Source organism: Lactococcus lactis, from assembly GCF_029023865.1.
Lineage (GTDB): Bacteria > Bacillota > Bacilli > Lactobacillales > Streptococcaceae > Lactococcus > Lactococcus lactis.
Window position 1 is genome coordinate 2,098,798 of sequence record NZ_CP118969.1, and the last position, 17,941, is coordinate 2,116,738.

The 17,941-nt window shown below is 33.8% G+C and carries 35 protein-coding genes and 2 pseudogenes; 6 read left to right on the forward strand and 31 right to left on the reverse strand.

Annotated elements, in window-relative coordinates; all coding sequences use genetic code 11:
- Positions 1-32: 32 nt before the first annotated feature.
- The 23 genes and pseudogenes from PYW37_RS10505 to PYW37_RS10615 all read right to left on the reverse strand — a co-directional run bounded on the left by PYW37_RS10505 (position 33) and on the right by PYW37_RS10615 (position 9,816).
- The gene (locus tag PYW37_RS10505; RefSeq protein WP_023189037.1) at positions 33-497 is read right to left on the reverse strand and encodes a hypothetical protein; all 465 of its coding nucleotides are present in this window, start codon (positions 495-497) and stop codon (positions 33-35) included.
- Between the two features lie 136 nt (positions 498-633).
- Entirely contained in the window at positions 634-876 is a 243-nt protein-coding gene (locus PYW37_RS10510; RefSeq protein ID WP_023163998.1) for a hypothetical protein, read from the reverse strand.
- 235 nt (positions 877-1,111) lie between these two features.
- Complete coding sequence (locus PYW37_RS10515; protein ID WP_015968427.1) at positions 1,112-1,603, reverse strand: phage antirepressor KilAC domain-containing protein; 492 nt, start codon at positions 1,601-1,603, stop codon at positions 1,112-1,114.
- Between the two features lie 8 nt (positions 1,604-1,611).
- Entirely contained in the window at positions 1,612-1,827 is a 216-nt protein-coding gene (locus PYW37_RS10520; protein ID WP_032944974.1) for a DUF1660 domain-containing protein, read from the reverse strand.
- On the reverse strand, positions 1,824-2,054 hold the full coding sequence (locus tag PYW37_RS10525; RefSeq protein ID WP_044009616.1) for a hypothetical protein: 231 nt from the start codon (positions 2,052-2,054) through the stop codon (positions 1,824-1,826). The genes PYW37_RS10520 and PYW37_RS10525 overlap by 4 nt, the downstream gene beginning before the upstream one ends.
- Before the next feature lie 46 nt (positions 2,055-2,100).
- Positions 2,101-2,265 carry a hypothetical protein gene (locus tag PYW37_RS10530; RefSeq protein ID WP_010905361.1) on the reverse strand — a complete coding sequence of 55 codons (165 nt, stop codon included), beginning with the start codon at positions 2,263-2,265 and terminating at the stop codon, positions 2,101-2,103.
- Positions 2,258-2,650, reverse strand: a complete 393-nt coding sequence (locus PYW37_RS10535) for a hypothetical protein (protein WP_059232548.1) — start codon at positions 2,648-2,650, stop codon at positions 2,258-2,260. The genes PYW37_RS10530 and PYW37_RS10535 overlap by 8 nt, the downstream gene beginning before the upstream one ends.
- A 2-nt stretch (positions 2,651-2,652) precedes the next feature.
- The gene (locus PYW37_RS10540) at positions 2,653-3,183 is read right to left on the reverse strand and encodes an HNH endonuclease (protein ID WP_023189104.1); all 531 of its coding nucleotides are present in this window, start codon (positions 3,181-3,183) and stop codon (positions 2,653-2,655) included.
- Positions 3,184-3,201: 18 nt separating this feature from the next.
- Positions 3,202-3,621, reverse strand: a complete 420-nt coding sequence (gene dut, locus PYW37_RS10545) for a dUTP diphosphatase (protein ID WP_044009614.1) — start codon at positions 3,619-3,621, stop codon at positions 3,202-3,204.
- Entirely contained in the window at positions 3,618-3,929 is a 312-nt protein-coding gene (locus PYW37_RS10550) for a DUF7446 family protein (protein ID WP_023189106.1), read from the reverse strand. The genes dut and PYW37_RS10550 overlap by 4 nt, the downstream gene beginning before the upstream one ends.
- The gene (locus PYW37_RS10555; RefSeq protein WP_023189107.1) at positions 3,926-4,417 is read right to left on the reverse strand and encodes a DUF1642 domain-containing protein; all 492 of its coding nucleotides are present in this window, start codon (positions 4,415-4,417) and stop codon (positions 3,926-3,928) included. Before PYW37_RS10555 ends, PYW37_RS10550 begins: the two co-directional genes overlap by 4 nt.
- Complete coding sequence (locus PYW37_RS10560; RefSeq protein WP_023189108.1) at positions 4,410-4,616, reverse strand: DUF1125 domain-containing protein; 207 nt, start codon at positions 4,614-4,616, stop codon at positions 4,410-4,412. The genes PYW37_RS10555 and PYW37_RS10560 overlap by 8 nt, the downstream gene beginning before the upstream one ends.
- 128 nt (positions 4,617-4,744) lie before the next feature.
- On the reverse strand, positions 4,745-5,134 hold the full coding sequence (locus PYW37_RS10565) for a YopX family protein (protein ID WP_023189109.1): 390 nt from the start codon (positions 5,132-5,134) through the stop codon (positions 4,745-4,747).
- A gap of 10 nt (positions 5,135-5,144) precedes the next feature.
- On the reverse strand, positions 5,145-5,507 hold the full coding sequence (locus tag PYW37_RS10570; protein ID WP_023189110.1) for a DUF658 family protein: 363 nt from the start codon (positions 5,505-5,507) through the stop codon (positions 5,145-5,147).
- On the reverse strand, positions 5,482-5,646 hold the full coding sequence (locus PYW37_RS10575; protein WP_010905354.1) for a hypothetical protein: 165 nt from the start codon (positions 5,644-5,646) through the stop codon (positions 5,482-5,484). The genes PYW37_RS10570 and PYW37_RS10575 overlap by 26 nt, the downstream gene beginning before the upstream one ends.
- Before the next feature lie 110 nt (positions 5,647-5,756).
- A complete protein-coding gene (locus PYW37_RS10580; RefSeq protein WP_025017150.1) occupies positions 5,757-5,996 on the reverse strand; it encodes a DUF1031 family protein in 240 nt (79 codons plus the stop codon).
- A gap of 2 nt (positions 5,997-5,998) precedes the next feature.
- Positions 5,999-6,373 carry a DUF1064 domain-containing protein gene (locus PYW37_RS10585; RefSeq protein ID WP_023189112.1) on the reverse strand — a complete coding sequence of 125 codons (375 nt, stop codon included), beginning with the start codon at positions 6,371-6,373 and terminating at the stop codon, positions 5,999-6,001.
- A complete protein-coding gene (locus PYW37_RS10590) occupies positions 6,370-7,095 on the reverse strand; it encodes a hypothetical protein (RefSeq protein WP_025017151.1) in 726 nt (241 codons plus the stop codon). The genes PYW37_RS10585 and PYW37_RS10590 overlap by 4 nt, the downstream gene beginning before the upstream one ends.
- Entirely contained in the window at positions 7,095-7,877 is a 783-nt protein-coding gene (locus PYW37_RS10595) for a phage replisome organizer protein (RefSeq protein WP_023189114.1), read from the reverse strand. Before PYW37_RS10595 ends, PYW37_RS10590 begins: the two co-directional genes overlap by 1 nt.
- A gap of 124 nt (positions 7,878-8,001) precedes the next feature.
- Positions 8,002-8,454, reverse strand: a pseudogene (ssb, locus tag PYW37_RS10600) (single-stranded DNA-binding protein).
- Positions 8,454-9,077 (reverse strand): Sak single strand annealing protein, encoded by a 624-nt coding sequence (locus PYW37_RS10605; protein WP_023189116.1) that lies wholly within the window; start codon positions 9,075-9,077, stop codon positions 8,454-8,456. Before PYW37_RS10605 ends, ssb begins: the two are co-directional and overlap by 1 nt.
- Positions 9,078-9,085: 8 nt before the next feature.
- Positions 9,086-9,475, reverse strand: coding sequence for a hypothetical protein (locus PYW37_RS10610; protein ID WP_025017152.1), 390 nt, complete (start codon positions 9,473-9,475; stop codon positions 9,086-9,088).
- Positions 9,476-9,573: 98 nt separating this feature from the next.
- Positions 9,574-9,816 (reverse strand): hypothetical protein, encoded by a 243-nt coding sequence (locus tag PYW37_RS10615; RefSeq protein WP_023189118.1) that lies wholly within the window; start codon positions 9,814-9,816, stop codon positions 9,574-9,576.
- A 107-nt stretch (positions 9,817-9,923) separates the two neighbouring features.
- On the opposite strand from PYW37_RS10615, the gene PYW37_RS10620 reads away from it, so the two are divergent.
- Complete coding sequence (locus tag PYW37_RS10620; protein WP_025017153.1) at positions 9,924-10,301, forward strand: DUF2513 domain-containing protein; 378 nt, start codon at positions 9,924-9,926, stop codon at positions 10,299-10,301.
- Here PYW37_RS10620 and PYW37_RS10625 read toward each other — a convergent pair.
- From PYW37_RS10625 to PYW37_RS10640, 4 genes are all read right to left on the reverse strand, one after another.
- Positions 10,294-10,677, reverse strand: a complete 384-nt coding sequence (locus PYW37_RS10625) for a Thoeris anti-defense Tad2 family protein (protein WP_023189120.1) — start codon at positions 10,675-10,677, stop codon at positions 10,294-10,296. The genes PYW37_RS10620 and PYW37_RS10625 overlap by 8 nt on opposite strands.
- A gap of 92 nt (positions 10,678-10,769) precedes the next feature.
- Complete coding sequence (locus PYW37_RS10630; RefSeq protein WP_014570757.1) at positions 10,770-11,039, reverse strand: hypothetical protein; 270 nt, start codon at positions 11,037-11,039, stop codon at positions 10,770-10,772.
- 12 nt (positions 11,040-11,051) lie between these two features.
- Positions 11,052-11,819, reverse strand: coding sequence for a phage antirepressor KilAC domain-containing protein (locus tag PYW37_RS10635; protein ID WP_023189121.1), 768 nt, complete (start codon positions 11,817-11,819; stop codon positions 11,052-11,054).
- A gap of 27 nt (positions 11,820-11,846) precedes the next feature.
- A complete protein-coding gene (locus PYW37_RS10640; protein ID WP_370501535.1) occupies positions 11,847-12,158 on the reverse strand; it encodes a DUF739 family protein in 312 nt (103 codons plus the stop codon).
- Between the two features lie 67 nt (positions 12,159-12,225).
- On the opposite strand from PYW37_RS10640, the gene PYW37_RS10645 reads away from it, so the two are divergent.
- The 5 genes from PYW37_RS10645 to PYW37_RS10665 all read left to right on the forward strand — a co-directional run bounded on the left by PYW37_RS10645 (position 12,226) and on the right by PYW37_RS10665 (position 15,985).
- Positions 12,226-12,834 carry a hypothetical protein gene (locus PYW37_RS10645; RefSeq protein WP_023189122.1) on the forward strand — a complete coding sequence of 203 codons (609 nt, stop codon included), beginning with the start codon at positions 12,226-12,228 and terminating at the stop codon, positions 12,832-12,834.
- A 546-nt stretch (positions 12,835-13,380) separates the two neighbouring features.
- Positions 13,381-13,947 (forward strand): helix-turn-helix domain-containing protein, encoded by a 567-nt coding sequence (locus PYW37_RS10650; RefSeq protein ID WP_025017155.1) that lies wholly within the window; start codon positions 13,381-13,383, stop codon positions 13,945-13,947.
- Between the two features lie 5 nt (positions 13,948-13,952).
- A complete protein-coding gene (locus PYW37_RS10655; RefSeq protein ID WP_023189124.1) occupies positions 13,953-14,387 on the forward strand; it encodes a hypothetical protein in 435 nt (144 codons plus the stop codon).
- A gap of 13 nt (positions 14,388-14,400) precedes the next feature.
- Positions 14,401-14,736, forward strand: a complete 336-nt coding sequence (locus PYW37_RS10660) for a hypothetical protein (RefSeq protein ID WP_023189125.1) — start codon at positions 14,401-14,403, stop codon at positions 14,734-14,736.
- 67 nt (positions 14,737-14,803) lie between these two features.
- The gene (locus PYW37_RS10665; protein ID WP_023189126.1) at positions 14,804-15,985 is read left to right on the forward strand and encodes a tyrosine-type recombinase/integrase; all 1,182 of its coding nucleotides are present in this window, start codon (positions 14,804-14,806) and stop codon (positions 15,983-15,985) included.
- Positions 15,986-16,285: 300 nt separating this feature from the next.
- On the opposite strand, the gene PYW37_RS10670 is transcribed toward PYW37_RS10665, so the two are convergent.
- The 4 genes and pseudogenes from PYW37_RS10670 to PYW37_RS10685 all read right to left on the reverse strand — a co-directional run bounded on the left by PYW37_RS10670 (position 16,286) and on the right by PYW37_RS10685 (position 17,847).
- A complete protein-coding gene (locus PYW37_RS10670; RefSeq protein ID WP_012898444.1) occupies positions 16,286-16,792 on the reverse strand; it encodes an Asp23/Gls24 family envelope stress response protein in 507 nt (168 codons plus the stop codon).
- 20 nt (positions 16,793-16,812) lie between these two features.
- Positions 16,813-17,006: pseudogene (locus PYW37_RS10675) on the reverse strand (DUF2273 domain-containing protein).
- Between the two features lie 10 nt (positions 17,007-17,016).
- Positions 17,017-17,577, reverse strand: a complete 561-nt coding sequence (gene amaP, locus PYW37_RS10680) for an alkaline shock response membrane anchor protein AmaP (RefSeq protein ID WP_010906186.1) — start codon at positions 17,575-17,577, stop codon at positions 17,017-17,019.
- Positions 17,578-17,604: 27 nt separating this feature from the next.
- The gene (locus PYW37_RS10685) at positions 17,605-17,847 is read right to left on the reverse strand and encodes a GlsB/YeaQ/YmgE family stress response membrane protein (RefSeq protein WP_003131476.1); all 243 of its coding nucleotides are present in this window, start codon (positions 17,845-17,847) and stop codon (positions 17,605-17,607) included.
- Positions 17,848-17,941: the final 94 nt, after the last annotated feature.

The following is a 17,941-nucleotide window of genomic DNA, read 5'->3' on the forward strand; positions in this document are numbered from 1 at the left end:
TAACACGTAGGCTATAATAATTATATTTGCAATCATTTCTTTTCTCCTTTAATCCCTGCGTCAGTAACAATAAATGTATCGTTATCTCCCATATAGACTGAAATCTTATTTCCGGTTTTATTATCGGTTAAATCAACTTTACGACCAGACATTTTATAAGAAAATGAACCTGTATATTCATAAAATACATCTCCCTTATAATCTTTAATAATGATAGTACGCTGTTGATTCATATCATATTCAATTTTGAGATTCTTCTTGGCCATGTTATATGACGATGAATTAGTATAATTATGATAATATGATGAACCGGATAGTCCAACTAAAGTTAACGCTACTAAAGCTACTAAAACAAAAACTCCATAAGCGACATTATTTTTTCTGTTTTCGCGTAATACTGAACCTAGAATAAACAATCCTAAACCTAGTAATACTCCGATTACCCAAATAATTGTCCAGATAATCCATGACGTTGGTGTTGGTGTGATATAAAACATTTTATTTTCCCTCCAGTTGAGTTTAGCGAGTTCCTAGCTCAGTATGATATAATATGTGTGACCACAAAATAAAATGAAAAAGTATTATTTTTTACATGCGAAGCTCGAATTTGGTCAACTTGGGCTTTTTTTGCGTTCAATCCAATACAAGATTTCCGTCTATTGTTGACATAATCCATAACCAATCGTTAATTTCGGGATATTTTTTATTGAAAGGTAATGGTCTTTCCCCTGTATTCATTGCCATAATCCTATCGTAATGCGGAGAATACCACCAGTCCGTTTTCCCTATCAAAAATTCATTTAGATTATGTTTTTTAAAATGTGCAACTTCTAGCAGTGTTCTTTGAATTAATGATACTTGTTTATTGTCTTTCATTCTTTCTCCTCCAGTTGAGTTTAGCGAGTTCCTAGCTCAGTATGATATAATTTGTTAGACCATAAAAATTATCCATGAAACATTGTTCTATTAAGCTCGAATTTGGTCAATTCGGGCATTTTTATTTTGGAATAAATTATTGGTCTGTGTGCTATAATGTTGATGACCAAAAATAAAAATCGCAGTATTCTTCAGTATTTCGCTCAAGCTTGGTCAGCTTGGGCTTTTTTTGCGTTCAATCCATATTGTCTTCAATATATTTAATCCGACTACTACTTCCAGTTCTGAACGCATATATTTTACTTTTAGATGTTCCTTGATTACCAAAATAATCAAAAGTTGGATTACCTCGAATATCATTATTCATATACCAACTAAAATCATTCGGAATTTTATCCTCAATCATGTAATGGAATTTCTCTATAAAATATTTTTGCCCTTCAATGGTTATCTTAGGAATATATTTTTGTACATTCTCTTTTGTTGTCGAAGATAATAACATTATTCCCATTTCAATTGAAAATGCTGTGGGGAAATTATAAAATTTACCTTTTTCATCTATAGTTATCCTTCGATCTCTCATGAATTTCAAAAACATTATTTTGCTCATCTTAATATTATTAAGTTCCAATAATTCTATAAATTCTGAGTAAGAAATCTCTTGATTGGATAAAATTATATTTTTCTTTTCAATAGGAACGTAGGTTATGCTTTCGATTCTATCCACTTTCCACCTCAATCCATATGTTTATCAAGCCATTTTTCAGGGAACACGTTCTCTGACTCGTCAAGGTCTGAGCGGTTGATAAAATAGGGGTTTTTCGTCGCAAATGTTGCATTTACAACCTTACCGCATCTTTCACACCTTTCTTTATACCTTTGGTACTCTCCATTGCTTAAAGTTCCTAGATATACCCACTTATGCCCGAACAGCTTACACAAAAGTTTCATTTATATACTCCTAATCCTTTAATAATCTCATCAGCGCTCATACTAGCCCAAGGTTCTGGAATTAGTGGGTGTATAATATTGCTGATTTTTTTAACTTCTTTTTCTAGTTCTAAAATTTGAGTCCCTATTGTGATAACAGTTGATAAGCAACCACTTTTAATGCAATCATCTTGAAAATATTCAAGTTTGGTTATCTTATCAAATAGCTCACTTATATATGGATTCATTCAATCCCTCCCCACCAGTCATTGACCAGCGATATTAGTTTGTCGGTCATAACTTAACTGCTATCTTCCTATTACCTTTATCGCGCCTTGAATTAACTGGTCTTGACCACCATTTAATAGTTGTAGGTTTAACATTTAGTAATTTAGCAAGTTCGTCAGCTGTTCCTTCTGCTATAAATTTTTCGCCTTTATATATTGCGTATTCAATCATCATCCCCTCCAATCGCTGCGAGTGCATCAAATGCTATTCCGTCAATTACTTCTAAAAGTAATGCAGTATCTACGCTCAAATCATAAATTTGGTTATGCTCTTCTATATTTGCTCTGATTTCTGTCAGTGCTTTAACCTTACTGTTAAGCTGTTCTTGGAGTTTTTCAACCGAAAGTTTGCCAGTGTGAGCTGAAAGTGCCAGCTTTTCAAGCTTGTCAAATTCTTCCATAGGCATTGTGACAGTCAAAGATTTGCTTTTATCAAAATTACCAGTTAAAATATCTTCTGGTTCACTATACACACGGCCTTTTTCTATCGACTCTTTATATCTTCTAGCTTCTTCTCTATAGATCTCTTCCATGCTTTTTCCTGAAATATCTGTCATTCTCACACCTCCCCAGTGCTACCAAAGTATTTACTCGTTATCTCTTTCCATACTTTGCACCTTTTTATATTATTTATTGCGCTTTTAGTAACTCCAAACATCAATGATATTTCATACATTGAAAGCTCTTTTTTTAATAAAAGTTCGCAAATTTTTTCTACATCTGTTTCGTTCAATATAGCAGCAGGATTTTTAGATCCCACACCTTTATTTTCTCTAATTGAACTGTTTTTAGAACGTCCTATCCATTCTAGGTTTGAATAGTGGTTATTTAATTTGTTACCGTCAATATGGTTAACCGTTGGGTCTTTGATATGTTTTTCAGGAAGCCCTACGTATGTTACTATCACTAAAGTTGCAACTCTTGTAAAGCAGCTATTACCTCTTTTACCACCAGATAATGCTAACGATAAATAACCATCTTTATCACGTTTTGGCTTTAAAAATCCATTTTTATATTTTGAATAAACATTTCCGAACTCATCTATTTCATAAAGTCCATGCTTAATGTTTTTATAAATTAAATCTTTCATTTACTAGCTTTCTAGCTTTTAATGCTTATCAGTTGAGCCAAAACCACCTGTACGCTTTCCATTTGCGTTGTAATCGTCTGTTGTAAGGTATTTGACAAATACCCCTTGCATTATTCTTTGACCTTTAGAAATGGTTACAGGCTCTTTTGAGATGTTCATAAACAAGCCTTTAAATTCATTAGGATAATAATCTGAATCGATAATTCCTACTGAATTAATCAATGCAATGCCACGCTTAACTGGATTACTTGAACGGTCGTATAATTTCAATACTTCATCATGTCCAAGTTGAACAGCTAGACCAGTGCTTACCAATTTAATTTCATCAGGTTGAATCGTAACTGTTTCGCTTGCTGAAATATCATAACCTGCGCTGTATTCTGTCGCTCTTTCTGGAAGTGTCGCATTTTTATTTAGTTTTACAAATTGTCTTTTCATTCTCCATCCTCCACAGGCACATCAGTTCTCGAATATCCTACTTCATCACACCATTTTAAGAATTGAACTCTTAGCTCATCTGGAATAAAGGCAAGGGTCACAATTTTACCACTAGCATCCCAAGAATAAATAGCACGACCATTTCTTTCAGTATCTTTTTGCATGTTTTGAACAGTCGCTCGGAGAACATCTTCTGTTATAACTTTCCGTTTAAGGCTCATCATCCCGTCTTTATTTATTGTTGTTAAATAAATATCATTTGAAATAGCTGCATTTGCTATGACCATATTTTTATAAACTTCGCTCATTCCGCCACCTCAATCTGTTCATAGCTCCCAGTTTGCATGCTGTCGATTTCTTGCTGGGTGAAGGATGATTTATACCGACCTGTCGCTTCGGTACTACCCCAGTGTTCAAAATATCCAGTGCTTGTGTCTAATATCAAGTAACTTGTTGTCAGTTTATTCTTCAAATAGAACAGCTGCGGTTTTTCGACTGTGTAGCCGTCTAGCCATGCACGAAGAATCAAGTTGATATTTTCATCATTTCTTTGAAAGAAAAGCCACTCATTCACATCGTCTGGCATATTATCATCATCTAGTAAAGCTAACGCATTATTATTTTTTCCTTTTACACATTCAATCCAGCTACCCACACACTCAGGCACGACTGGCAGGGATTGCTGTGGTTGCCAATCTTTGAATGCCGTTAGTAGCTGAGCTTTATTCCAGTACTCTGCATAATTTGTACTTTTCGAAACTGGTAAACTACTTAATTCTTCTTCAAACTTAGTCATTTTTCGTGTCCTCCAATATTGCGATTAGTTCTCTAGCATTGTCTATTTCAAGAATCTTTACTTTACGATAGAGGAATACTGGGCTAAATACCTCAATCTCATCGCCATAATTAAATTTAATTAAAGTGTTACCGATAGTATCTTTTAAAATCACTGCGGTATGATCCGCAATTGTTTTTAATAAACTTTCAACTGTCATTTCTTACTCCTCTGTCCAGACATTTGCGCAATCAGAACAATAAAATCCAGTTGATCCGCAAAAATCGCAACAATATTTTTCTACTACATTTTCACTACCACATTGTGGGCATTCAATCTCGCTTAGTATCATCTAGCTGCTCCTTCCAATAATTCAGGGTTCTCATAGATATTTCCGATGACTTCATAATTCAATTTATTTGTACTCGCCCAGTATTCTTGCCGATATAACCTATTTCCTTCAAAAATAATTGAATATCCATATTTTGGAGAATATTCAAGATAACCGATTTTGTCATCAGGAGCTAAGAATATAGCATGCAGTTTTAAAATGTCACCTTCATAAATTTCAACGCCATTTTTATCTTTTATTCCTGTTGACTGCATAAATTCAACGTCTTCATCAGCGCCAGTACAGAAATGGTCAAAACGATAATTAATGCTATCGTCGAAATATTCAACCTCTCCATAACTCATACGCTCATCTTGTTTATCCCAAGCTCTTAATTTTGGTTTCATCTAGCTGCTCCTATAATCCTAATTCTTCTTTTCTTGAGTTTTCGATTGCAATTTGCGCTCTGATATTTCTTCGCAATCTACGTTCTTCTTTTGTTTCGTGCTTTCTACGGTCACGATCGGTTATTTCATCAGAAATCTTAGACTTTGAACCACCATAAGGCTTCCAACCGGGATATTTATCCATCAACGCTTTTTCATTTACAATGGCGACTTTGACTGCGTTATTTTTTGGAGAATTAGCCATACCATTTTTAACCCATCCAGCGACTGAATGAGGTGAAACAAGAAGCATTTTCGAAAGCTCTTTTTTCGTACCAGTTCCCATTTTTATACCATTGAAATAAACATCATAAATTTTTTCTAACCTTGCCATCTCCTGCCTCTTTCAATCCACTTAGTTTATTTTTCCATTGTTCGTGAAACCATTCGTCGTCTTTGTCAGCGACTTTATGATTCTTCAAGATATCCTTGTCTTTAAAATCTAGGACATTTTTTTCTTTTTGCGTTGTCATATTAACACCTCTTATTTTAGCTTTTAAGCGCTTTTAGCTTGTTCATGATAAATTATCCATGAAACGGTTTAAGCACTCAATGTAACCGTAATTTTCATGAATTAGAGCTATTACAGGTCTATTTGTTTATCTTTGGTCAATTCTTCAAGTATTTTGTATAAATCTTTCCATTTCATTTGCTTTGAATGGTTGTATTTATTGCAAATATCTAAGTAAAGCTGAGAAAGTTCGTGATTGTGCTTAGTTCGACCGCTGATTTTCACAGACAATTCTTTGTGGTTAACGTTTAAATTATTATTTATTGCCAATCCATTCAGCTTTTTCAAAGTGTTAAAATTTGTTTTAATCATACTCATATCTCGCTCTCCTCGAACATATTCATTCTCGCTACTTGCTTCGCGATTGTTATTGGAATTCCATATCTGTTAGCAAATAATTTTGCTTTCATTTTAAATTCAGGTAGGACCATGCCTTTTACATCGACAACTTTGATAATCTCGTTAGCTTCATTTCTAAAAACAAAGTCCGCTTTATAAGCTATTTCTCTATAAAGTTTTCCGTTCAACCTAAATTTATCCATGAGAACAAACTTCTCTTGCATGGTCATCCGTTTATCATTTTTATGTTGCAAATAGTAGATTGATTCAGCTTTGCTATCAAATACAATGCCATCTACCGTTGTTTTCTTTGCTCCATATTTTGACTTTTTAGTTTGCTGAAACTTCATCTTTGGTGTCCTGTACTTGAGAAATTCATTACTTGCGCATTATTGAGTTTAAATTTCAATCTTGCTGGCAATTGTTCAAGCCTTTCATCACTTTCTGGAATTGTTAGTATAATAATTGAGCAGTTATCACTTGCGCTTAATAAAGGAGTCAATGCTTTTTCAGCTTGATTCGATGTGAAGTCTGCCAATGAATCGAAAATCAGAATTTCTGCTTCTTCAATATCATGTAATATCTTCAAATATTTTTCTCTTGCTTCATCACTAGAAAATCTATTTTCAGCAATCTGTATGTACTTTCTGACCTTTAATCGTTTTACTTTTTTCTGTCTGCCAACATTGGTAACAATCCACTTGACCATATTGTCACAAGATACAACACTTAATTCATCAGCGAAATCATATTTAACAATGACATTTTTAGTCAAATCAATACCTTTTTTAGCTTTGAATTCTCCTAAGAAGTCATTGACAGCTTTAGTAGCAACTGTCTTTATGCCTTCAGCATGACACATCGGGCAAACTCTTGCATCATATAAGTAAGGTTCTCCAATCACTTCACCTTTTTCATTCTTAGGATAAGAAAGCACAGGTTTCTTAGATCCGATAATCTCACAGCCGTGGACTTCACAGGCTCCAAGTTCCCCACCTTCTTGATAGTTTTTTAAAACATCAGTTGCTTTGATAGCAAACTCTCCGTCATCTCTCCATGTATCAAAAGCCATTAGATAAGACCTCCGAGAGTTTCTTTTTTAACTTTAACTTTTTGCTGGAACGATTTGAAAGTTGCACTTTCTAAAAACGCATAGGAATTTATACTAAATTTTTTAGTTTTATCTTCTGGATTTTCTTGTTTGTACCATTCAAAGTAATTTTTAGCTCCGATTACTGCTTGTTTCTTTTCTTCTGATGAGAGTTTCATGAATTCAACTTGTGCCATTGCTCTTTTTGCAATATTTTTACTAGAGAATTCAATAAACGAATCAAGATATTCAGAAAGAAGTGAGTTTATATCTTCTCCTGAACTTTTTTCTTGAAAGGCATTTGGTTGCGAAGCGTCTATACTATCCTTACCTATACTATCCTTACCTAACCTAACCTCTCCTATCCTATCCTGTGCGGACATTTGGTTGTCATTTGGTTGCGGAATGGTTGACACTTGGTTGCCAAGTAGATAAGACCCTTTGCTATCAAGAGATAACAGTGTTTTTTCTTCTGTATATATCGTTGGTTTTTGTCTATCTTTTCTTATTTTGTTGTTCAAATTCCAATCTTTAACAACTGTGACTCCACTCGGAAATGCAATAATAAATCCTTTGGCTTCCAAAAGTTTCAAATCATCATTATTTGAACCGTATGCTCTGCTTAACATTTTTGCATTACCAATAAATCCTTCGTCATCAGCTTCCATTCCTAAATGAAAGTATAAAAGCTGACTTGATGACGGCATATCAACGAATAAATCACTCGTTGTTACTTCTTTGCTGAACATTCTTCTTTGTGCCACGAATACTCCTTTCTTCTATATTTATTTCAAATTTTATTTTTAAAATTAAAGGCTGGGGGATGTTGCACATTGCCTATCCCCTCGAATTTAAGCATTTGTTACGCACGCTGCACCTGGTTGTTAATTAAAATGGTAGTTGGTCGTCTGAAATTTCAGTACCACCAGCAAATGGATCAGCAGCAGGAGCTTTAAAAGGATCTGGTGCTTGTAGCTTTTTATTTTGAGCTTGCGGTTTACTTGTTTGCTGACCTTGTGTTTTATTGCTTTCTAGCATTTGGAAAGTATCTGCAACAACTTCAGTCACATAAACTTTTTGTCCTTGTTGGTTCTCATAGTTTCGTGTTTGAATTCGTCCAGTTATTCCAATCAAAGCGCCTTTTTTAGCAAATTTGGCTAAATTTTCGGCTTGTTGTCGCCAAATAACACAATTAATGAAGTCAGCTTCTCGCTCTCCATTGGCGTTCTTAAACTGACGATTTACAGCTAATCCAAATGTGCCTACTGCTTAGTTCTGTGGTGTATATCTAAGTTCAGGGTCACGAGTTAAGCGACCTACTAATACAACGTTGTTAATCATTATTTACTCCAATCTATATATGCTTTCATCATTTCAGCAACTTCGTGTTCCGATTTTGTTTTCAAAAATTCATCAACATTAGGTTTATTTTCTGGATTTTGTTTTAAATATTTCTCAATTAACTCAGCATCGCTTAATTGAGGTTGAGGTGGTTCTTCTGGTAAATCTTCTCCAGCATAGATATATAACCCCAATCCAAACATTGCTATATTTTTTACCAAACAACGCATGATTGTTTTATTTACATCAAACATTGAAGCTTGTTCAACTGATTTTTCGCCATTATATTTTGTCATATATTTATAAGGCTTATCTTTCATAGCTTTGTTTGCTCCATCCATGACAGGCAACCACATTTCATGAGTAACATCTTCAACGGTTACTGATGTAAAAACCATAAAACCAGTAGTGCTATCATACATATACGGCACCTCATTTCCATCTTTTGAAACAAACTTCTTGATTTCATAAGTTGCTTTTGGAAATTTCTTTTTAAATTCAGACCAAGCCCAAGTCCAGCTAAGATAACTTAGCTCATTTTTACCCGATTTCTTTTTTTCGACTTTGTCACTGACATCTATTGAATTTAACAGTTCAAAAACTGACTTCTCTTTATCTGCCATGATTTACCTCACGCATCCCATTTAAGAGGGGCTTTATTTTCAACAATTACTACTGGTAATTCATTTTCGATGTCGTTCCCAAATTTTTCTATTAATTTGCCCAATGGAATTGGTTCTACACAATCCCAACCGCGAGAAATTACTAAATCACGCTTCTGTTTATTATTCATTTTTAACACTCTTCGCTTGGCTGGTTCGCCATAACTCAAACGATTGAATTGTTGACCTTCATCAAGCCGTTTTTTAACCTCAGTTTCGCCCTTTTTATAAAGGTCAGCTATAATCTTTGCCTGAGCTAAGAATTCTGTAAGTGTGATATTATCCATATCTTTTATAGCTGATGGATTCAAGTCAACCCTTTGTCCATCTCCATCTACTGGTATAAGTTGTAAGTCCATTTAAATTCTCCATTTCAAATTTCTAGGCATTCGTGGTATAATTTAAGTAGAAGTTTTGGCAAATTTTCTACTTGCTCTGCGTGCCATGCAGGGCTTTTTTATTTTGCAATCGTTAAATTCTTGTTTGTCATTTTCTGACGGGCAATATCATTCTTATGATGTTGCATGTTTTCTGCAAACAGTTCTTTATTTTCTTCTTGCAAATCATTGGAAAATTTAATCCAATCTTGACGACTTTTTTCGCAATTAGAAAGACTTTGTTGAGTTGTTTCCAATTCTTTTTTTATGCGATCATAATCCGCAAGTTTAAATTTTTCTTCTTCTGTTTTAAATCCGAACATTTTTAATTTCCTTTCTATGTATGCGTTTTAATCCTCCGAGTGCTATAATTACTGTGAGCAGATATTTGCGGTATTTGCTTAGTTCTATGGAAAGGAGGGAAGTTGATTTGAAATTAAATGAAGACTGTGTCCGTGCTGTGCTTCTTGATGTGGAGAATGAGTATCAATTTGGTAGTTTCCTTCATCTGAAAGATTTTGAAGAAAGTCAATCTTCTAAGTTCTCTAAAGAGGAAATAGAATATACTATTATTCGACTAGAAGAAGCTGGATTTATCATTGCAACAATTGATTGGGTTAATGCAAGGCCTTTTTATGTTTCTGTAGGCAGTCTAACTTGGAAAGGCCATGAATTTCTAGACAATGTTAGAGACTCTAAGGTTTGGAGTGAAACAAAAGAAGTTGCATCTAAGGTTGGTAGTGTTTCTTTATCGATGTTGGCAACAATCGCTTCTTCAGTAATAACTAAGTCTCTTGGGCTTAATTAAGAACTTCCCAATCATTAGATAATATGTCTTTTGCCATAGGATTCCATATTCTTCCAGCTGGACTGTCATTGTCGTCTGAAAACAGGATAAATGCAGCATTTTTTGAGTTTGTAGGAATAAACTTAATATGCGGAAGTGATTTGCGGTAGATGGCTTTATTTTCATCTACTGCTTTTTTTGTTGCTTCGATAATATTCATTTTCGTTTTATTCCCTGTAAGCTTTACTTTTTTTAAAGTATCTACTCGCAAATTAGTAACAATGAGTTTGTTTTCATCCAAACTTTTAGCAAATTTCTCTTTATCAATGACGGTTACAAAATTTTGTGACTGTCTTTTATTTTGTCTATCTCTTGAATATTTAGGTATATAGTGCATTTTCTGCCTTTCTAGCGGAGCACCGCATTTAATAAATTAACTTGGTATGTGGAGGTAGTCGTTTTCTCCTTAATCATGTCTTGCCCGACATTTTAGTAATAAAAATCATGTAAATCTTCCAATAGATAGAAGACTGAACCACCTCGATTTATCGAAGGTAATCCGTTTTCTCTCCACTTTTTCAGCGTATCTGATGACATATGGAATTCTTTTAACAAATCAGACTGCCTGATTTCTCCGGTCTTACTTTCATATTTGAACAGCTCCTTTTGGAATTTCAGCCATTCATTCGTCATCTTACGAAATTCTTCTAGGACGCCATTGGCTAGATACGCAGCCATTGGATCATATCGTTCTCCCATAGCTTCTCCTTTCTAACTAGCTAAATCTTGTAAAAATTTGTTTACAAAATAGATTTGACCTTTGCCTGTTACTTTGGGCGTTTTGGTTACGGTGATCTTCCCACTATTATGAACATGAGTGTTTTCGGTAAACTCTAAAATACCTAAATTCATCGAACGTTGAGTTGGTGAGTTATAATCGCTACCAATTTTTTTAACGAGGTATCCGTTATCTCTAAGCCAAGTAAATAATCGTTTCTCTCCGATATCAATTCCATTTTGTTTCAGGATTTTCGCTAAATCTCGAATGAGAATCGTGTTTTCGGAAGCTGAAACACTATCAGCGAATAATGCTTTTGGTTTCATTTGGCTTTTTTCTAGTTCAAGTTGCTTAATCTGATTACCTGCTTGAAGTAGTAAATCAGCCAAACCGTTACCAGAAATAACATCTTGTGCTTTCGCATCCGTCATATACGCTCCGTGCTTGCGGATTGTTGGGAGGACTTCAACAGCCAACCAATCTGTGAATTTTTCAGATACAGCATTGTTTGCTTTGAATGCAAGTTTGTATACCATAGGTTCACTGATGAATGAGCCTTTTTCAATTTCCCCAGAAAGTTGGGGAAGATATTTATTAATAGTTTCCCAGCGAATGCTCTCGTAAATCTTTCCACTCTTATTTTGCTTTTGAGTTAAACCTAACGATTTTGCGACTTGTTCTGCACTAAATAGAACTTCTTCTCCCTCGACTTTAACGTCAAGATTGAAAATTCCATTTGTGAAATTTTGTAATTCGTTCATGTTTAAATCCTTTCTTTTTTATAAAGTTCAAATTTTTTGGACTTTTTTATTAAAAAAATAAATACCAATGTCTTCTTTTTTAATACCAAGAAGTTCTGTAGCGGCATCGATATCTGATTGCTTCCAGTATGATTTATTGTTAAGTTTATCAGAAATGATTTTTTCTGATAAACCGATAGCCTTTGCAAAATCTTGCTGACTACCATACTTTTCTTTAATGCGACCTTTCAATTTAGAATAATCAATAGTCATGATACATCCTTTCTGTTTATTAAATTTCTGCATACGCAGTAAGGGAAGTTCAGGAATCGAACCTGTTCGCCAGTCTTCCCTGCTCATTGTGAGCGATATCATAACTCCGTGATATAATGTAAGTGACCAAACTAAAATTATATTGGAGGTTCTTATGAACTTAAAAGATTTCATTACCCTATTAATGTCGGGTATTTCGTTAATTTTTTCATCGATCGTATTTTTTAAAGATTTTATATCTTCAAGAATGAATCTCGGGATTAAAGCTGAGTACTTTACACCAGATATAGAGCAACAAATATTATTTGTAAAGATGAACTTTCTCAACCATTCTTCTAAACCCATCACAATAGAATATATTGAACTTTTCGATATACATATGAAAAAATTTCCAGATAAGTTAGATAAAAGTTCTAATGAGTATATAGTAGAACCAGGCTTAACGATTCCTTTTTCTAAAAATGTCACCTTCAACAATGGAGAAAATAAAATAACATATCCAGAAAAAAGTGCTACGATTCCAGTAACTGTGTTACCTTATACTAACTCAGCATATTTTTTAGGATTTTCACTTAATGGTTTTGATTCTGTAATTGCTGCATCTCGCTCAGAAAATCTCACAATGTATATAGAAACCTCAGAAGGAGATTTTTATTATGATGTTGATCCAAGAGGGATATACGAAACTAGAAATAACTTGTTTGTTAAAGTTGGATATTCTTTTTTTAAAAAGAATAATTGTATTACAGAAAAGCATTTATAATCGCAATAATGAACGCAATCACCGATAGAATGAACGCAGCTAATGCGCCGCTACCATTATAATTTTTGTACATAATAACCGCCTCCTTGCCCCTCTGGGGCTTTTTATTTTAAATAACTTCTACAAATTTTCGTGTCAAAGGATTTAACCATGCATTACAGATATCATAGTTATTCAACCAAAAACTTTGAAATTCTTTAGAATAACTGTCAAATCCTCTAAGGAATCTAGGACAATTACCGTGCGAACCAATACTTGCTGTTTCTAATTCTTTAACAACCCAATTAGGATTTGTAAACTCTCCATAATTTCTCCTGATATTTTTTATTTGCCAAACTTGCTACTTACGTCGCGGTGGATACGTCGTGTACCGTCATTTGAGCCTGTTCCGTCTGCCGTACTGAATGCTCCATGATTGTTCGCTTGTTTGACACTAAGTCCAAATATTTTGAACTTTATGATTTCATTATATCATTTGAGAAATAATTGTCAAGGGAAAAGTATAAAAAATTTGAACTTTTTTTATAAATGTTTTATAATAAGTTCATGAAAAAAGAAAACTCTCAAATAAGATTAAAGAAAATAATGAACGATCGAGGATTAAGACAAGTTGATATACTTGAAAAATCTAAACCTTTTCAAGATAAATTGGGTATAAAAATGTCAAAAACTCATTTATCTAATTATGTAAACGGAAAATCTAACCCCGATCAACAAAAATTGATATTACTATCTCAAACTTTGGGAGTTAGTGAGCCGTGGTTAATGGGCTATGACGTTCCAATGATTGAACCGCGCGAATCAGAAAATGATTCTGAAACTATAGAAGAAACTATTACAGTTATGAAAAAATTGGAAGAGCCAAGGCAAAAAGTAGTCCTCGATACTGCTTCTTCTCAATTGGAAGAGCAAGAAAAGGCTAAAAGAGCTGTTAAACCAAAACCAAAAGTTACTCCTCTTTTTGATATAAATTCTCCGCTTACTGACGAAGAGCTTCAAGAGGCTGTTGACGAAGCTGTAGCTTTTGATGGTGTACCTCTGACAGATAGAGAAAAAGAACTTTATAAACATTTGCTCCGTGAAACATGGGAAGAAGACCATGGCAGGGGGTAAAATATATGTCAGTTATAAAAGAGTTGCTTTCAGAACTCGGACTAAAAATAAAATACTATAATCCTTCAGATTACCCTCATCTTAAAGATGGAATGAAATTTAATATTAGAGGAACAGCTTATATTTTTATTGATATATTCAATAGTGAAAAGGTAACTCAGAATATATTACTTTACGAAATAGGGCACGTTTCCTTTGGACATAGACATCTTGATTGTCGTTCTTCTGGTTGGGACAGAAGGCAGGAAAGAGAAGCCGACCGCTATATGATTGAACATAGAGCGGATGAATGGCTTGCTCAGTTCGATTGGGAACCGGATGTTATTGATTATGATAAATTTATTGAATATTTTGAGTTAGAAAAACGTCATTATGGATTGGTTGTTGAGGTGTTTGATGAAATAATCGGTCAACCTCAACTACATAGCCACTGTTTATAGTAAGGGGTGAAAAATGGATTACACAGAATTTAGAAAATATGTTGAAGAAAACACTCGTGCCCAAGGTAAGTTTTTGGAAAAAGCTACAATATATTTATTAGACAAAAACGTCAGCAGACAATCATCTGCAAAATGGCCTGATTCTCGCATTGAAAAAGAAGCTAATAAGATGTGGGATATGAATATAAGCGGTGCTTTTATCAGCGTATCCGAAGGAATTAAAAATGCAGAAAACAAGCCTAGCTTTCATAATCATGAAGAGCAAGTGTCTTACTGGATAAACTTCATGAACGAGTACGAGTTTTTAGAAAATTTCACTGATGGTATTGATGATATGGAATTTGAATAAATAAAACTTTGATACTATTGCTTTCTCCTTAATCATGTCTTGCCCGACAATAGAACAGGAGAAAAAAATGAATATTAAAGAAGTTCAAAAAAAAGACGGTACAACCGTCTATAAAGTAAATGTCTATCTTGGTGTAGATAGCCTAACAGGTAAGCAAGTACGCACTACGGTTACAGCCAAGAACCGTAAAACGTGCGAAAACAAAGCTCACCAAGCTATGAATAAGTTTATCAAAAATGGCTCTACTGTTGCAAGAGAAAAAGTTTCATTTGACAATTTTAATGCCTTAGCCACTAGTTGGTTTGATTCTTATAAATTGACAGTAAAAGCAAACACTATCAGAATCAATAGTAATTTTTTAAAAAATTATATTTTGCCAGCACTCGGAAACTATAAAGTTGAGAAAATTACAACTGTACTATTGCAAAATATTGTTAATGACTGGGCTAGAAATGCCAATACTGCTGAAATAGTTAACGGTAATCGTGAAAAGGGAAAAAGTAAAGATTATAAATTGTTACTCAATATCATCAAACGCATTCTTGATTATGGTATGCAATTAGGTGTTATCTCAGACAATCCAGCTATAAAAGTATTTTCTCCAAAACTCAAGACAAGAACAGTCAAAAAAATAAAGTATTTTAACAATGATGAACTCAAACGCTTCTTGGATTACCTTGACTCGTTACAATCAACCACAGCAAATATAAAAAGCACTACTCTATACAAGCTTTTACTTGCTACTGGTTTGCGTATCTGTGAGGCTTTAGCCTTATCATGGTCTGATATTGATTTTGTCAATAATACCGTTAGTGTATCTAAGACACTCATACAATACAGCAATGAGATACAAGACAGCGCAAAAACAAAAGAAAGCAATCGTTTAGTTTCTGTAGATAGCGAGACAATTTCAATGTTGAAAGAGTGGAGAAAATACCAAAATTATGGTGCTATATCTTTGCATGATTCTCTAGTTTTCTCATATCATCAAAAAATGAGAACTTACGAACTCGAAAGACAGCACTTAGTTCGACACTTTAAAAAAGCAAAAGTTCCTAACATAGGTTTTCATGGTTTCCGTCACACTCACGCAAGCCTACTAATGAACAATGATGTAAATCCTAAAGAAATTCAAATGAGATTAGGACATGCAGACTATTCGATCACAATGAATTTGTACAGTCATCTTGCTAAAGAGAAAAAGAAAGAAACTGCTGAAAAGTTCGCTAATATACTTAAAGCACTATGATTTTTCGAGTTTTTTCCCGAACGTAACTAAAAACGTAACTAACTAATATAATGACAACTGAAATCCCTTTATATATGGGGTTCTAGGCATTTGTTGTGATACAGAGCTATTATACCCTTAGTAGTCAATGACTGTCAATGACTTTCGTCAGATGATTTTCCTTAAATTTCTTAAAAATACTCTCTTTTCATGATTCTTTTGTACTATATATAATACTTAACGGTTTTCTATTTAAAGTAAAATTTTCTTGAAAGTAACAAAAAAACTGACATCTTGTCAGTTTTTTTGTTAAATTGATTCTTATTTTACACGAGCATCATCACCCATGTCATCAACTTTTTCTTTTACTTTATCTACTTGATCAGATGTAAATTTCCCTGTTGTTTGAGCTGCGCCAACCACACGATCTTGTAAACTTTTTTCATCATCTTTTTGTTGTTCTTTTGTCTTAATATCAACAACTGTAACATTAACTTCAACAACTTCTAAATCAGTCATATCAGAAACTTCTTTACGAATGACATCCTTAATTTTTTGGTAAATATCAGGAACGTTCTTCTTGTATTCTGTGACTACTTTTAGGTCCACTGCAACTTGTTTTTTACCAACTTCTACACCGACACCTGCTGTAACATCATCTGTATTTACTAGTTTTCCTGTCAGATTTGAGAAAAATCCTCCATCGACAGACAATAGTCCATTGACAGATTCAAGGGCAAGTCCAACAATTTTTTGAATCACTTTATCTTCGTAAGTCAAGCTACCTTTAACTTCAGTTACTTCTGTTTTTGTGTTTTCTTGTACCATAATTTCCTCCTAGTATTTTCTTATTTTTTCTTTAATAGTTGTTCAATGATTCCCGTACGTTGAAGATAAAGGCCAACGAAAATTCCTAAGCCAATAAGTAAGAAGAGAAGAGAAGAATCATTTTCCAAAATCCGATTGTGAAGATACAAATAGCTATAATTAAACCTACTATTCCTCCAATTATCGGATAGCGATATCTTTCTAAAAGATTCATTTCCACCTCCTTATTCTACACGACGACTTGTCGAACTTTTATTTTCAGCAAGTGAGCTAACTTTTATTTTTAATTTTAAGTCATAATTTATACCAAAGAAATTTTGGATACTTTCTTTAATTTCTTGCTCAATTTCTTTTGTTTTTTCGACAATCTCAACTCTGGGAATAATTTCTCCTTTAACATCAATTTTTATTTTGGCTTGATATAAAGTCACATTGATTTTTGGATTTCTGATATAACCGTTGTTACTAACAATTTCTCTAACCAATCCTTCGATTGCTGAAACTTTTAAAGTTAGATTTCCTGTTTTATCATCTAGTAGAACTTCCTGATAAGTTTTTGGATAAAAAATAAGAATCAGCAAACAAATTAACAATAATGCTCCTAAAATTGAAGAGCTGATAAATATATATTGGGAAAGATGATTCCCAATGTAAGGAATTTCTGATGAGGGCATAAGCTCCCAACGAAAATTCATATAATTAAAGTAATCCCATAATATGGGGATAAGAATGGTGAGAAAGAATAAATCAGCCAAAATAAAAATAAATTTTTTTCCTTTTGACACGATACCTCCTCTCTTTTGCTGCTTTATCTAGTTGTTAGCTCTACCTAAGAAGAATGAAACGACAGCAACAACGATGACAGCACCAACAATAGAAGGGATAAGTGCCATACCAGCTAAACTTGGACCCCAAGAGCCTAAAAGTGCTTGCCCGACGAAAGACCCAACAAGACCAGCTAAAATATTAGCAATCCATCCCATTGATTTGCCCTTATTTGTAATTGCTCCTGCAATTACACCAATAATAGCTCCGACGATTAATGACCAAATCATAAATACCTCTTTCTAGTACAGTTCCTGTACATTTTTAATATATCAAAGTTCAAGCAACTTTTAAAGTAATTCGCTTTCTTTTTATTACACCCTA

What these genes read in the sequence shown, in the direction of transcription:
- PYW37_RS10510 (WP_023163998.1), bottom strand. Translation starts at nt 876, where the DNA reads ATGAAAGACAATAAACAAGTATCATTAATTCAAAGAACACTGCTAGAA.
- PYW37_RS10615 (WP_023189118.1), bottom strand. Translation starts at nt 9,816, where the DNA reads ATGTTCGGATTTAAAACAGAAGAAGAAAAATTTAAACTTGCGGATTAT.
- PYW37_RS10560 (WP_023189108.1), bottom strand. Translation starts at nt 4,616, where the DNA reads ATGACAGTTGAAAGTTTATTAAAAACAATTGCGGATCATACCGCAGTG.
- PYW37_RS10580 (WP_025017150.1), bottom strand. Translation starts at nt 5,996, where the DNA reads ATGATTAAAACAAATTTTAACACTTTGAAAAAGCTGAATGGATTGGCA.
- PYW37_RS10525 (WP_044009616.1), bottom strand. Translation starts at nt 2,054, where the DNA reads ATGAATCCATATATAAGTGAGCTATTTGATAAGATAACCAAACTTGAA.
- PYW37_RS10625 (WP_023189120.1), bottom strand. Translation starts at nt 10,677, where the DNA reads ATGCACTATATACCTAAATATTCAAGAGATAGACAAAATAAAAGACAG.
- PYW37_RS10530 (WP_010905361.1), bottom strand. Translation starts at nt 2,265, where the DNA reads ATGATTGAATACGCAATATATAAAGGCGAAAAATTTATAGCAGAAGGA.
- PYW37_RS10535 (WP_059232548.1), bottom strand. Translation starts at nt 2,650, where the DNA reads ATGACAGATATTTCAGGAAAAAGCATGGAAGAGATCTATAGAGAAGAA.
- PYW37_RS10590 (WP_025017151.1), bottom strand. Translation starts at nt 7,095, where the DNA reads ATGGCTTTTGATACATGGAGAGATGACGGAGAGTTTGCTATCAAAGCA.
- PYW37_RS10505 (WP_023189037.1), bottom strand. Translation starts at nt 497, where the DNA reads ATGTTTTATATCACACCAACACCAACGTCATGGATTATCTGGACAATT.
- PYW37_RS10550 (WP_023189106.1), bottom strand. Translation starts at nt 3,929, where the DNA reads ATGAGCGAAGTTTATAAAAATATGGTCATAGCAAATGCAGCTATTTCA.
- PYW37_RS10605 (WP_023189116.1), bottom strand. Translation starts at nt 9,077, where the DNA reads ATGGCAGATAAAGAGAAGTCAGTTTTTGAACTGTTAAATTCAATAGAT.
- PYW37_RS10540 (WP_023189104.1), bottom strand. Translation starts at nt 3,183, where the DNA reads ATGAAAGATTTAATTTATAAAAACATTAAGCATGGACTTTATGAAATA.
- PYW37_RS10640 (WP_370501535.1), bottom strand. Translation starts at nt 12,158, where the DNA reads ATGAGCAGGGAAGACTGGCGAACAGGTTCGATTCCTGAACTTCCCTTA.
- PYW37_RS10630 (WP_014570757.1), bottom strand. Translation starts at nt 11,039, where the DNA reads ATGGGAGAACGATATGATCCAATGGCTGCGTATCTAGCCAATGGCGTC.
- PYW37_RS10565 (WP_023189109.1), bottom strand. Translation starts at nt 5,134, where the DNA reads ATGAAACCAAAATTAAGAGCTTGGGATAAACAAGATGAGCGTATGAGT.
- PYW37_RS10655 (WP_023189124.1), top strand. Translation starts at nt 13,953, where the DNA reads ATGTCAGTTATAAAAGAGTTGCTTTCAGAACTCGGACTAAAAATAAAA.
- PYW37_RS10670 (WP_012898444.1), bottom strand. Translation starts at nt 16,792, where the DNA reads ATGGTACAAGAAAACACAAAAACAGAAGTAACTGAAGTTAAAGGTAGC.
- PYW37_RS10555 (WP_023189107.1), bottom strand. Translation starts at nt 4,417, where the DNA reads ATGACTAAGTTTGAAGAAGAATTAAGTAGTTTACCAGTTTCGAAAAGT.
- PYW37_RS10635 (WP_023189121.1), bottom strand. Translation starts at nt 11,819, where the DNA reads ATGAACGAATTACAAAATTTCACAAATGGAATTTTCAATCTTGACGTT.
- PYW37_RS10610 (WP_025017152.1), bottom strand. Translation starts at nt 9,475, where the DNA reads ATGGACTTACAACTTATACCAGTAGATGGAGATGGACAAAGGGTTGAC.
- PYW37_RS10585 (WP_023189112.1), bottom strand. Translation starts at nt 6,373, where the DNA reads ATGAAGTTTCAGCAAACTAAAAAGTCAAAATATGGAGCAAAGAAAACA.
- PYW37_RS10570 (WP_023189110.1), bottom strand. Translation starts at nt 5,507, where the DNA reads ATGGCAAGGTTAGAAAAAATTTATGATGTTTATTTCAATGGTATAAAA.
- PYW37_RS10575 (WP_010905354.1), bottom strand. Translation starts at nt 5,646, where the DNA reads ATGACAACGCAAAAAGAAAAAAATGTCCTAGATTTTAAAGACAAGGAT.
- PYW37_RS10660 (WP_023189125.1), top strand. Translation starts at nt 14,401, where the DNA reads ATGGATTACACAGAATTTAGAAAATATGTTGAAGAAAACACTCGTGCC.
- dut (WP_044009614.1), bottom strand. Translation starts at nt 3,621, where the DNA reads ATGAAAAGACAATTTGTAAAACTAAATAAAAATGCGACACTTCCAGAA.
- PYW37_RS10650 (WP_025017155.1), top strand. Translation starts at nt 13,381, where the DNA reads ATGAAAAAAGAAAACTCTCAAATAAGATTAAAGAAAATAATGAACGAT.
- PYW37_RS10665 (WP_023189126.1), top strand. Translation starts at nt 14,804, where the DNA reads ATGAATATTAAAGAAGTTCAAAAAAAAGACGGTACAACCGTCTATAAA.
- PYW37_RS10685 (WP_003131476.1), bottom strand. Translation starts at nt 17,847, where the DNA reads ATGATTTGGTCATTAATCGTCGGAGCTATTATTGGTGTAATTGCAGGA.
- PYW37_RS10520 (WP_032944974.1), bottom strand. Translation starts at nt 1,827, where the DNA reads ATGAAACTTTTGTGTAAGCTGTTCGGGCATAAGTGGGTATATCTAGGA.
- PYW37_RS10645 (WP_023189122.1), top strand. Translation starts at nt 12,226, where the DNA reads ATGAACTTAAAAGATTTCATTACCCTATTAATGTCGGGTATTTCGTTA.